Origin of the sequence: Brevibacterium aurantiacum (genome assembly GCF_007558825.1) — a bacterium.
Classification (GTDB): domain Bacteria; phylum Actinomycetota; class Actinomycetes; order Actinomycetales; family Brevibacteriaceae; genus Brevibacterium; species Brevibacterium aurantiacum_A.
This window is the reverse complement of record NZ_VLTK01000002.1, coordinates 401,434-413,101: the sequence shown is the minus strand read 5'-3', so window position 1 is coordinate 413,101 and position 11,668 is coordinate 401,434. Positions and strand designations below refer to the sequence as shown.

Annotated in this window: 13 protein-coding genes and 1 riboswitch; of the genes, 7 read left to right on the top strand and 6 right to left on the bottom strand. The window is 64.8% G+C overall.

All coding sequences use genetic code 11. The features are described from left to right. Positions 1–3 precede the first annotated feature (3 nt). Positions 4–1,242: an alpha-hydroxy acid oxidase gene (locus tag FO013_RS04345; RefSeq protein WP_143921323.1), complete on the bottom strand. Its 1,239-nt coding sequence runs from the start codon at positions 1,240–1,242 to the stop codon at positions 4–6. 197 nt (positions 1,243–1,439) lie between these two features. Between FO013_RS04345 and FO013_RS04340 the strand changes: the two genes are divergently transcribed. Then, positions 1,440–2,657 (top strand): Fic family protein, encoded by a 1,218-nt coding sequence (locus tag FO013_RS04340; RefSeq protein WP_143921322.1) that lies wholly within the window; start codon positions 1,440–1,442, stop codon positions 2,655–2,657. A gap of 65 nt (positions 2,658–2,722) precedes the next feature. Here FO013_RS04340 and FO013_RS04335 read toward each other — a convergent pair whose 3' ends face one another. Next, a complete protein-coding gene (locus tag FO013_RS04335; protein WP_260847989.1) occupies positions 2,723–3,409 on the bottom strand; it encodes a response regulator transcription factor in 687 nt (228 codons plus the stop codon). A gap of 7 nt (positions 3,410–3,416) precedes the next feature. Beyond that, entirely contained in the window at positions 3,417–4,565 is a 1,149-nt protein-coding gene (locus tag FO013_RS04330; RefSeq protein ID WP_186292981.1) for a sensor histidine kinase, read from the bottom strand. Between the two features lie 152 nt (positions 4,566–4,717). Here FO013_RS04330 and FO013_RS04325 point away from each other — a divergent pair, with 152 nt between their 5' ends. Together FO013_RS04325 and FO013_RS04320 are read left to right on the top strand one after the other, a co-directional pair. Next, positions 4,718–5,386, top strand: coding sequence for a DedA family protein (locus FO013_RS04325; RefSeq protein ID WP_143921320.1), 669 nt, complete (start codon positions 4,718–4,720; stop codon positions 5,384–5,386). Positions 5,387–5,391: 5 nt separating this feature from the next. Continuing rightward, on the top strand, positions 5,392–6,006 hold the full coding sequence (locus tag FO013_RS04320; RefSeq protein ID WP_143921319.1) for a histone deacetylase: 615 nt from the start codon (positions 5,392–5,394) through the stop codon (positions 6,004–6,006). Here FO013_RS04320 and FO013_RS04315 read toward each other — a convergent pair. Beyond that, the gene (locus FO013_RS04315; RefSeq protein WP_143921318.1) at positions 5,960–6,931 is read right to left on the bottom strand and encodes a 2-dehydropantoate 2-reductase; all 972 of its coding nucleotides are present in this window, start codon (positions 6,929–6,931) and stop codon (positions 5,960–5,962) included. The two genes, FO013_RS04320 and FO013_RS04315, sit on opposite strands and share 47 nt — an antisense overlap. Positions 6,932–6,967: 36 nt before the next feature. Next, positions 6,968–7,660, bottom strand: a complete 693-nt coding sequence (gene thiE, locus FO013_RS04310; protein ID WP_395949349.1) for a thiamine phosphate synthase — start codon at positions 7,658–7,660, stop codon at positions 6,968–6,970. 11 nt (positions 7,661–7,671) lie between these two features. Beyond that, positions 7,672–7,775, top strand: a riboswitch (TPP riboswitch). Here thiE and thiO point away from each other — a divergent pair. The 4 genes from thiO (at position 7,765) to moeB (ending at position 11,183) form a co-directional block, all read left to right on the top strand. Continuing rightward, the gene (thiO, locus tag FO013_RS04305) at positions 7,765–8,952 is read left to right on the top strand and encodes a glycine oxidase ThiO (protein WP_143921317.1); all 1,188 of its coding nucleotides are present in this window, start codon (positions 7,765–7,767) and stop codon (positions 8,950–8,952) included. (Overlaps the previous riboswitch by 11 nt.) Then, entirely contained in the window at positions 8,949–9,197 is a 249-nt protein-coding gene (gene thiS / locus FO013_RS04300; RefSeq protein ID WP_143921316.1) for a sulfur carrier protein ThiS, read from the top strand. Before thiO ends, thiS begins: the two co-directional genes overlap by 4 nt. Before the next feature lies 1 nt (position 9,198). After that, positions 9,199–9,966 carry a thiazole synthase gene (locus tag FO013_RS04295; protein WP_143921315.1) on the top strand — a complete coding sequence of 256 codons (768 nt, stop codon included), beginning with the start codon at positions 9,199–9,201 and terminating at the stop codon, positions 9,964–9,966. Then, the gene (moeB, locus tag FO013_RS04290; RefSeq protein WP_143921314.1) at positions 9,963–11,183 is read left to right on the top strand and encodes a molybdopterin-synthase adenylyltransferase MoeB; all 1,221 of its coding nucleotides are present in this window, start codon (positions 9,963–9,965) and stop codon (positions 11,181–11,183) included. The genes FO013_RS04295 and moeB overlap by 4 nt, the downstream gene beginning before the upstream one ends. Here moeB and FO013_RS04285 read toward each other — a convergent pair. Then, positions 11,121–11,624 carry an SRPBCC family protein gene (locus tag FO013_RS04285; RefSeq protein ID WP_143921313.1) on the bottom strand — a complete coding sequence of 168 codons (504 nt, stop codon included), beginning with the start codon at positions 11,622–11,624 and terminating at the stop codon, positions 11,121–11,123. The two genes, moeB and FO013_RS04285, sit on opposite strands and share 63 nt — an antisense overlap. Positions 11,625–11,668 lie beyond the last annotated feature (44 nt).

Here is an 11,668-nt window from a genome sequence, read left to right as displayed (position 1 = left end):
CATTCAGATGTCGCGGTTCGCAGTGGCAGAGGTTGGCAGCCCCCTGGCCAGCTGCGGTCCGAGGTCGGAGATGTTCCGGGCGCCCATCAGGCCCATGGCAGTCAGTATCTCTGCCCGGATCAGGTCGATGGCCTTCTCCACGCCGCGCTGCCCGCCGGCCATCAGTCCGTAGAGGTAGGCCCGGCCGACGAGCACGAAGTCCGCCCCGGCACACAGAGCGGCCACGACGTCGGTGCCTGACATGATTCCGGAGTCGAGGATGAGTTCCATGTCCTCGCCGACGGCCGCTCGCACCTCCGCCAGCGCGGTCAGGGAGTCAGGTGCACGATCGAGTTGGCGCCCGCCGTGGTTGGACACGACCAGGCCGTCGGCGCCGATGGACCGGGCCCTGTCGGCGTCTTCGGCGGTGAGGACTCCCTTGACGAAGAGCTTGCCCTTCCACTGCGAACGGATCCACCTGAGGTCATCGAGGTCAAGTGTCGGATCGAACATGGTCCGCGTCATCTCGGCCAAGGACTGCGAGGTGTTCGACAAGGAGGCATATTTCGGCGGTTCGGTGGTGAGGAAGTTGAACCACCAGCCGGGCCGGTAGGAGGCATCGAGAATCGTCTTCAGGGTCAGCTTCGGTGGGATCGAGAGCCCATTGCGGTTATCTCGCAGGCGCTGGCCGGTGATCGGAGTGTCGACTGTGACGAGCAGGGTCTCGTACCCGCTGGCTTGGGCTCGCTGAAGCAGGTCGAGACTGCGCTCACGGTCCTTCCACAGATAGAGCTGGAACCAACGAGTGGATCCCGGTGCCGCCTGGGCGACCTCTTCGATGGACCGTGTGCCCATCGTTGACAGCGAGAAGGGAATGCCTGCCTTTGTCGCAGCGCGGACTCCCCCGATCTCACCTTCGGAGTGCATCATCCGTGTGTAGCCTGTCGGGGCGATGCCGAATGGCAGTGCTGTGTGCTGACCGGCGATCGTCGTCGATGTGTTCGGGGCGTCGACTCCGTGCAGGATCCGTGGGAGGAGTTCGACGTCGGCGAAGATCTGACGGTTCTTACGCAGTGTGTGCTCATCGAGCGCGCCGCCGTCGACGTAGTCGAAGGGTGCCGTGGGGGTGACCCGCTTCGCAATGCGACGCAGGTCCCAGACATCGGCAGCGGAGTCGAGTCGAGCACCCACCCTGTCGAGCCTGGGCAGACTGAACTGCAGGAGAAGGGCGAGTTCCTTCATGTCGGGCAGCTGCCGTTTCATCGTTCTCCTCATCGTCGACACTGAATCTCGTCGGGTTCGAGTCGCCTGCGAGCACTGTGAACCTCTGGCGCTCCCAGTATCCTCGGCATCCCTGAGCTGTGAGTGTAGCGAGACGGGCGTGCTCCCTGGAACTGGGATCACCATAAGAGATATTCCCATTTATTTCTTCATGTGGGCGTATCGTCTAGACTATTCCCATGTCCGACTCTGCCGACCCCGTGCCCGATTCTGCCGTTCCCGTGCCCGCAGCCCGGGCAGAGACCAGACCGTGGCGCCAGGAGTTCCGCGGCGGCACGATCGACGACAGGAAATTCGCCGAAGTGTCCGTCTCGATTCCGTCCCGCATCGGCTCGGTCGACCTGCGCCTGCCCTCCGAGCTCGCCGCACGCTCAGAAACCGCGGTCCGCGCGATCTCCCGGCTCGATGCCGAGCACGGTCGCACTCTGATCCCACTGTCCTATCTGCTGCTGCGCAGCGAATCGATCGCCTCATCGAAGATCGAAGCCGAGGAGGCGCCCATCGACGACTTCGTCCGTGCCCTCCACGGTGCGAAGTCCAATTCTTCGGCAACTGCGATGGCCGCTGCAACGGGTGCGTTGGATCTGCTGACATCGGGAGCGATCAGTGCCGATGCGGTCTCTCGCGCCCATCGGCTGCTGCTCAAGGACGATGCCGGAGAGGCTCATCTGGCGGGCCGGCATCGGCCGATGCAGAACTGGATCGGCGGCTCCGATCATTCGCCCCGAGGTGCGCTCTACGTTCCCCCTCCCCCGGAGCTCGTCCCTGAGCTCATGGACGATCTGCTGGCCTTCGCCCGCCGCGTTGACATTCCCACGATCGCGCAGGCGGCCGTCGCCCATTCGCAGTTCGAAGCGATCCACCCCTTCACCGACGGCAACGGTCGGATCGGACGAGCCTTGGCGGCTAGGATCCTCCACTCACGCGGCGTCACGACAGGGATCACCGTTCCCCTGGCTGCTGCCTTGGTCGAGGTTCGAGACCGCTACTTCGCCGCTCTGAATTCCTATCACTCCGGCGACGCCGGACCGGTCATATCGCTGTGGTCGACGTCATCGGTGATCGCGGCGGAGGAAGCTCAGCTGACCGCGCATCGGCTGGCCCGACTGCCTGACGAGTGGGCCGATCTTCTCGGCCATCCACGTGAGAACAGCGCCGCAGCCAGGATCCTGACCTACCTCGCATCGGACCCGGTGTTCACGATCGACGACATTGAGGACTCATTGAAACTGTCCAGCTCCTCGGCGAGCAGGGCGGTCTCCGCACTGATGGAAGCCGGGGTCCTGCGCGGTCTGACCAGTCGCAAGCGCAATCAGATCTGGGGTGCCGGCGATGTGCTGGCCGAGCTCGAAGACCTCAATCTGCGCATCGGTGCCCGTGCCCGTTCCGAACTCTGAGAACCTGCCCCTTCACGATGCTCGCGCTCTCGAGGTCGTGAGTCACCTGGTTGCTCTCCGTCGGCTCAGGACTGATCGAGGTAGTGCAGAACCGCTGCGACCCTTCGGCTCGTGGTCTCCCCCGCGTGCAGCCTGAACTTGTCGAAGATCGAGCTGATGGCCTTCTCCACCGAACTGATGGACACGTAGAGTCGTTCGGCGATACCGCGATTCGACAGTCCCTCAGCCATAGCCTGAAGGACCTCGTTCTCACGAGAGGTGAGCGCCGACAGGGAGTTCTGTTTCTCGGACGAGCTCAGCAGCTGCCGGACAACCTCGGGGTCGATGACGGTTCCGCCCTCCGCTATCCGATTGACGGACTCGAGGAAGCGGTCGATGTCGGTGACCCGGTTCTTCAGCAGGTAGCCGACTCCCACAGTCTCGGTGCTCAGCAGCTCGGTCGCGTATTCGCGCAGAACGTATTGGCTGAGCACGAGGACTCCGATGTCCGGGAAGCGGCGCTTGATCTCCAGCGCGGCTTCGAGTCCTTCTGTGGTGTGGGTCGGCGGCATCCTGACGTCGACGATCGCCAAGTTCGGGCGATGAGCTGCGACCGCAGTGAGGAGCTGCTGCCCGTCATCGACAGAGGCCACAACCGCGATGCCCTCGTCTTCGAGCAGGCTGCGCACCCCTTCGCGCAGCAGCACCGAGTCATCGGCCAAGGCGACTCTCATCGGGTCGGCGTTCGGGGTTTCGGCGCTGGATTCAGGCATGCCAGGTTCAGACATAGGGGATCTCCGCTCTCACTGTGGTTCCGACATTCTCTGTGCTCTCGATCGTCATCGTCCCGTCCAATGCTCCAACCCGGCGCGACAGTCCTTTCAGCCCGCTGCCAGCAGGGTCGGCTCCCCCTGTGCCGTCATCGATCACCTCGGCGATGAGCTTCTGTTCCTCGGCGATCACGCTGATTCGAATAGTCGACGCATTCGCGTGCTTGACCACATTGGTCACCGCCTCCCGGACAACGAAGTACGCAGCAGATTCACTGGCCTGCGATACCCGCCGGGCGGGAACGTCGGTGAGGGTGACCGGGATCGGACAGTGATCGGCTACCCGGTGGAGGACGGTGCCCAGGCCGTGTTCGTCCAGTGCTGTGGGATAGACCCGCCAGGCGACCTCGCGCATCTCATCGATGAGGTCCTGGGACTGCACGAGGGCGTCATCGAGGAGAGCGCTGACCTTGTCCTGATCCTTCGCTCGCTGGGCACGTGCGACGAGCACGGACAGGGACACGACATTCTGCTGGACTCCGTCGTGGAGGTCCCGCTCGATCCGGCGCCGCTCCTCGTCGATGGCCATGACCACACCGTGACGGGTCATGAGAAGTTGAGTGATGCGGGTGTGGGGCGCGTTGGGACGGCTGGTCTCGGTGAACCTGGAGTCGATTCTGCCGTGCAGCCAATTCGCGAACTCGGCGAGGACGATGACGCCGATGAGGTTCGCGGCTCCATAGAGCACTCCGACGAACAGAGTCGGCTGGCTGATGGTCCAGAAGTCGAAGCCGATGGTGATGCTGCCGCCGATGAACAGTCCCTGGATGAGCGATCCGATCGTGACGAGCAGGAAACCCATGAGCAGATTGAGCACCGGAATGGCGATGAGGCCCGCAACCACACCGTTGAGGACGAAGAAGCCGCGCGTCATCGGGCCCGAACCCATGATGACGCCGAAGCCCCGCTCCTGCCGGGTGCGCTCCCAAGCCAGGACCCTCCGGCTCAGTCGCGAGGTCGAGGCGGGGATCGCAGCGAGCAGCAGCGGAAGGCACAGCAGCACGCCCCACAGGATTCCCAGCACCGAGGCACTCCAGCGTGTGACGAACATGCGGGATTCTCGGGGAATCCGCGCGGTCAGCGACGTCGGCCAGGGCATAGGTCGATCGTAGCAACGCCGGGCGCCTGGTCCCATGGGCCCGACCGCAGTCTCCGTTTCCGGTTTTCCGCATCTTCGCTCCGGGCTCCTGCAGGCGATACTGCTCTTCGCCGCGTTCCGAGCTCACCCGTCGGTCAATAGCGTGAATGAGTATGGACCTCGCTTTCGACATCCTCGCCGCAACACTCGAATCGCCGTGGCTGTACCTCCTCGTCTTCGTCATCGCCGGCCTCGACTCCCTGTTCCCGATCGTGCCCTCCGAAACGATTCTCATCACCGCGGCGGCCTATGCGGCGACCGGAACGCCGAACCCCGTCGGACTCCTGCTGGCGGGAGCAGTCGGTGCCCTCACCGGTGACTTCGCCGCCCACTTTGTAGGGCGCGGGTGTGGCTCGTTGGCGTCTCGGTGGACCCGACGACCGCGTGCACGTCGGCTCCTCGAACGCACCAAGGAGATATTCGCCCGCCGAGGCGGCGCTGTGCTCATCGCGGGCCGTTTCGTTCCCGGCGGGCGCACGGCCACCACCGTGACCTCGGGGATGCTGAAGTATCCGGTCCCTCGGTTTCTCGCCTTCGATGCGGCAGGGTGCCTGGCCTGGGCGCTGTATTCGACGGGCATCGGCCTGCTCGGCGGTGTGCTGTTCGAGGATCAGCCGCTGCTCGGGGTGGGATTGGGCATCGGCATCGCACTCGTCATCACCGGTGTTGCTGAACTCACGCGCACACTTCTGGCCAGGAGGAAAGCCCGATCAGATGGTGATCGGACGGCACACCGAGACTCCGCAGATTGGACAGTCCCAGCCGTTGACGTGGCATCATGAATGGGATGTCTCAAGGTCTCGTGTGGTATGTCAGCTATGGGTCGAACATGCATCGTGACAGGCTCGCCTGTTACCTGCAGGGCGGCCGTCCCCCAGGCGCATTCGTCACCTATCCCGGCGCACGGAACTCCGCTCCGCCCTTGGCAGAGATGGGCATCGAACTTCCCGGATCCATCTACTTCGCCGGCAGCTCCACCGTGTGGGGCGGTGGAGGAATGGCCTTCTATGACCATCATGTGCCAGGCCCCACACCGGCAAAGGCTTATCTCATCACTGCCCAGCAGTTCGCCGATGTCGCCGATCAGGAGATGAACCGGCCGCCTTCATCGGACAACCCGCTGGAGACACTGGCCTGCGAACTTCCCGTCGGCTCCGCCCACTCGGTGGGGCCAGGCGGGTACGAGACCCTTCTGGTTCTCGACCGCGCAGATTCGATCCCGATGGTGACGTTCACGGCTCCGCACGGATCGGACGCAGTCACCCACACCATCCCCGGGGAGCCGTATCTGACGATGCTGCGCCTCGGCGTCGAGGAGGTCAGTTCTGTCTCGACTGTCGGTTCAGTCTCGACGCTCAACTCTGTCGCAGCGACTCCCCAGCCCGCAGCTGCACAAGTGTGAGGTCGAGCAGGGGTGTCTGCACACCGAGGTCAGCGGCTGTTCGCCCGAGGTGACCGAGGATGTGCTCGGTTTCGCTGGGCAGACCCGAGGTCACATCGCGATAGAGCGAAGAGGTGAAGGACGAGCCCTCGGCGGTGAGCATGGCCAGAGTCATATCCCTGGCCTGAGCCGAGACCGGGTGTCCCCCGGCGCTCGCAACGGCTTCGAGCTCGTCGACGATTCCCACGATGTGCGATTGTCCGCCAGCTGCCATGATCGCTCCGACCGGGGCCCGGAACAGGCAGGTCACGACTCCAGCCGCGGCGATGAAGATCCACTTCTCCCACAGGGCGTCCGTGATGTTCTGAAGGATCTGCAGCCTGTAGCCGGGAACGTCAAGAGCCTCGACGATGGGATCGGGGACGGCTCCCCCGTCGAGGTCGCCGATGGTCATGATCGCCAGGTCGGTCATCTGGTGGATGGCTCCGTCCGTGATCGTTCCGACGATCTTGACCAGACCGCCCAGAACCTGGCCTGGGAATTCCTCGACCAATCGCTCGATCTGAGCCATGCCGTTGAGGAACGGGATGATGAGGGTGTGCGCGTCCACGGCGGGTCTGATGTCGTCGATGCTCGACTCCAAGCCGTTGGCCTTGACCGCGACGATCACGAGATCGAACGGAGTCGAATCCTGGCGATCGGCAGCGGCGGAGTCGGCAGCTGCCGGATCGGCCTGGGCCAGCTCGGCAGCGGTGAGGACGGGGATGTGGTTCGTCCGGTCCTCACCGGGAGCGACGAATCGCAGGCCGTTGGCACGCATCGTCTGCGCTCGTGCCTCGCGGACGAGGAACGTGACATCGCGATCGGCTTCGAACAGGCGGGTGCCGAACGCCCCGCCGGTCGCTCCGGCTCCGGCGATGAGTATCTTCACTGTGTGCTCTCCCATATCAGATTGATTCCTTTGCAGTTGCGCCGCGCGCTGTCATAACGCCTGTTTGAGTTCCGCAGCCGCGGCCGCGGGGTCTTCTGCTGCGGTCACTGCACGGACGACGACGATGCGCTGCGCACCGGCGGCTCTCACCTCGGCGAGGCGCTCGCCTGCCGAGATCCCGCCGATCGCGAACCAGGGCTTGGATGCGCTGGAGGCGAGCGCGCGCAGGGGGTCGGTGCTGATGGCTGGTCTGCCGGGTTTGGTCGGGGTCTCCCACACGGGACCCAAGCAGAAATAGTCGATCTCGGGGTCCGCCTCGGCGGCATCGGCCTGTGCGATCGAATGGGTCGAACGGCCCAGTATCACATCAGGGCCGAGGACCGCGCGGGCCTGTTGGCTGGTGAGGTCGCCCTGGCCGACGTGGAAGACATCGGCGCCGACGAGCAGCGCCACATCCGCGCGGTCATTGACGGAGAAGAGCTTCCCGTGCCGGTGGGCTGCATCTCTGAGCACCTCGAGTGCCTCGATCTCGGCCCGGGCTTCGAGGCCCTTGTCGCGCAGCTGGATGATGTCGACGCCACCGGCGTAGGCGGCATCGAGGAACTCGGGGAGATCGTCCTGCACGCTGCGGGAATCGGTGCAGACATAGAGCCTGGCCGCGCGCAGCCGGTCAAGTCGTGTGTCTCTGTCTGCAGCTCTGTCCGTGTCGTGGACTGCGGCGTCCATTGTCATATCTGCGGCCATGCTCCTAGAGTAGAGGAGTTCGCGGGAGCCTCATAAAGGGGCTGAGAGGGCTTCGTGCCGACCGTTCAACCTGATGCGGATCATGCCGCCGGAGGGAGTAGCACGTGCACGTCATCGTTGTGGGAGCTGGAATCATCGGCTTGTCCACTGCCTGGAATCTGCGCCGTCGCGGCATCGGCGTCACTATCGTCGATCCTGCCCCCGCCATGGGTGCCTCCCATGCGGCTGCGGGAATGCTGGCCCCTGCCGCCGAGGTGGTGTGGGGGCAGTCTCCCCTGTATCCGCTCATGCGTGCCTCGGCGGACCTCTATCCGGACTTCGCCGCCGAGCTGACTGCCGTCTCGGGGCATGACCTGGGACACACGAGCGCCGAGACTCTCGTGTGTGCCGGCGACCGGGCCGACCTCGCCTCCCTGCGTGAACTCATGATCCTGCAGTCCTCAGCCGGTTTCGACGTCTCCCTCATCTCGGTATCCCGGGCCCGTGACCTGGAGCCGTCCCTGGCACCCGGGGTGTGCGGAGCCGTCACGATCCCCGGGGATCATTCGATCGATCCCCGCCGGATCACCGGTGCACTGATATCGGTCCTCGGTGATGACCTCGTCCGGGCCTGCGTCACGAGTCTGCTCAAGACATCCGGGCGCACCGTGGGCGTCGAGCTCGACAATGGGACGAGGTTGAGCGCTGATCAGGTCATCGTCGCCGCTGGCGCTTCGTGCAATGACATCGCGGGGCTGCCGACGCTGCCTCTGCGCCAAGTATGGGGTGAGGTGATCAGACTCCGGGCACCACAGGCACTGGCCCCGCTGCTGACACGCACGATCCGCGGTCTGGTCAATGCTCGGCCCGTCTACATCGTGCCTCGCACCGACGGCGAGCTCGTCCTCGGCGCCACGAGCCGTGAGGACGGCCGGTCGGGAACCAACGCCGGCGGCGTCCACCAGCTGCTTCGTGACGCAGAGCGCCTCGTCCCGGCCATCCTCGACTGCGAGATCACAGACATCACCACCCGCGCCAGACCGGGCTCACCCGATGACGTGCCGATCATCGGACGCATCGATCCCGGCTGTGTGGTGTCCACCGGCTTCTTCCGGCACGGCATCCTCCTCGCCCCGCTGGGTGCAGGCCTCACCGCCGACCTTGCCACCAGAGCCGACACAGCATGGGCGCCACCGGGGTCACTGGCAGCAGTGGGACCGGAACGTTTCGAGGCAGAGCACCCACCGGCGGAAACACAAAACGCACAGCAGCACACCATTTCGATTCAGCAACCAGCAGGGAGTCATCCGTGACCGACACCATCACCATCACGCTCAACGGCGAGCGCCACGCACTCGCCGGTCCCACCACAGCCACGGACCTCATCTCCGGCATCGTCGACAAGGAGATCGGCCCCGACGGCACCCCCGTCGACGGCAGCCGCCTGGGCATCGCGCTCGCCGTCGACGGTGAGGTCATCAGGCGCGGGCAGTGGTCGGGCGTCACTCTGGCCCAAGGCCACAGCGTCGACATCGTCACAGCAGTGCAGGGAGGCTGAAATGACCTGGAACGTCGACGAAGTGACGATGAATTCCCGGCTCGTCATGGGCACCGGCGGGGCAAGTTCGCTGAGCATCCTCGAACAGGCGCTGGAAGCATCAGGCACTGAGCTCACGACCGTCGCACTGCGCCGCTATGACGGCACTGCCCGGGACTCGGTGTTCGCCCTGCTGCAACGCCTGGGTATCCGTATCCTGCCCAACACGGCCGGATGTTACACAGCCAGGGATGCTGTGCTGACTGCCCGGTTGGCCAGGGAAGCTCTCGAGACGAACTGGGTGAAGCTCGAGGTCATCGCCGATGAGGAGACCTTGCTGCCCGATCCGGTGGAGCTGTTCCGGGCGGCGGAGGAGCTCGTGCTCGACGGCTTCACGGTCTTCGCCTACACGAACGACGATCCGGCCCTGGCCAAGAGGCTCGAGGATGCCGGGGTTGCTGTGGTCATGCCTGCCGGTGCTCCGATCGGCAGCGGACTGGGCATCCTCAATCCTCACAACATCGAGACGATCGTCAGCCGCGCCCGGGTGCCTGTGATCCTCGATGCCGGAATCGGCACCGCCTCTGATGCGGCTTTGGCGATGGAGCTCGGCTGCACCGCCGTCCTGTTGGCCTCTGCGGTGACCCGGGCACATGATGCCAGCGCCATGGCTCGGGCAATGTCCCTCGCCGTGGAGTCCGGTCATCTGGCTGCCCATGCCGGGCGCATCCCAAAGAGACCGCTGGCCCTGGCCTCATCGACCTTCGACGGGATGGTGACCCCGAGATGAGCGCGGCGAACAATCCGGGCCCGCTGGTCGAACCGCTCGATTCTCTGACCCCACGAGAACTCGAACGCTACGCCAGGCATCTGAGCCTGCCGGGTATCGGGGTCGAAGGACAACGCCGGTTACGGGCCGCCTCGGCGCTGGTCATCGGTGCGGGAGGCTTAGGTGCCCCGGTTCTGCACTACCTGGCTGCGGCCGGGATCGGATCGATCACGATCATCGACGACGATGTGGTCGACGCCTCGAACCTGCAGCGTCAGGTCCTTCACCGCGATGCCGATATCGGCCGAGCCAAGGTCGATTCCGCCCGTGACGCCCTGCTGCGCCTCGATCCGCTGCTCGAGGTTCACACAGTTGCCAAGCGTTTGAGCCCCGACAATGTGCTCGAACTCTTCGCGTCCCATGATCTGGTGCTCGACGGCGCAGACAACTTCGCGACCCGGTATCTGTCCAATGATGCGGCCGAACTCACCGGCACCCCACTGATCTGGGGAACGATCTTTCGCTTCGCCGGTCAGGTGAGCACCTTCGTTCCCGGGCATGGGCCTATGCTGCGCGACCTGTTTCCCGACATCCCCGAGGCCGATTCCGTGCCCAACTGCGCCGAAGGCGGTGTCCTCGGGGTGCTGTGCGGCACCATCGGTTCGGCAATGGCCACGGAGGCGGTGAAACTCATCTGCGGCATCGGCGCTCCTCTGATCGGTCGCCTGATGCGCTATGACGCGCTGGAGTCCGACTACTCCACGCTGAGGTTCTCACCGGATCCTGATCGCGAACCTGTCACCGACCTCGCCGAGGTGGCTGTGGCCTGTGCAGCTGCCCGTGCAGAAGCAGACGGTGACGGTGCAGATCGGGAGCACGAGATCAGTGTCGATGAGTATCTGGCTGATTCTTCCTCCGCACTCCTCATCGATGTGCGGGCCGATTGGGAGCGCCAGTTGGCATCGATACCCGGATCCGTCCACCTGCCGCTGAGTGTGCTGCAGGTCGAGGGCTGGCCGGCGGTGGAAACTCTCATCACGCAGCCGCCTCGCAAGGTCGTCATCCACTGCAAGTCAGGCGCCCGTTCCGCTCAGGCCCTGCAGCTTCTGCAGGATGCGGCGCCGGATTCCGTGCGTCTGCGGTCCTTGGCAGGTGGCATCGATGCGTGGTCGGCCTCAGGGCATGAGACTGTTCAGTCGTCTGGCCAGACCGCGGTGCCCGGCGCTCATCACACGTGAGTGCATCCACGTTGCCACGGGACGCAGCATGCGGATCGACAAGCCCGATGTCGTCACACACCACACGGAGCTGATCGTGGTGATCGGGCCTGTCTGCTCCAGCGCCCACACACCGGTCCCCCTCAGATCACCGGTGGCGGTGAACGAGACGAAGCGCGGCGGGTCTGTGTCCTGAAGTTCGATTCCGAAGCTCAGGGTGACGCCGATCGGGCTCTCCACCTGAATGTCGGCGCGGCTGCCGGGCACGATCCTGTCATCGACGGGGACCGCCACGGGCAGGCCCGGCCACCACTGCGGCCACGATTCGACATCGGAGAGCACGGACCATACCTGAATCGGGCTGGCATCGACCCTCCATATGTTCTCGAAGTGGAAAGGGGCTGACTCACCGGCGTGCGGTCGCACGTGCTGATGAGCCTGCTGCCCGTGTTCGTGCGTCATGGATCTCCCGATGTTTCTGAGGCGACGGGCGCTGATTCGTCCGT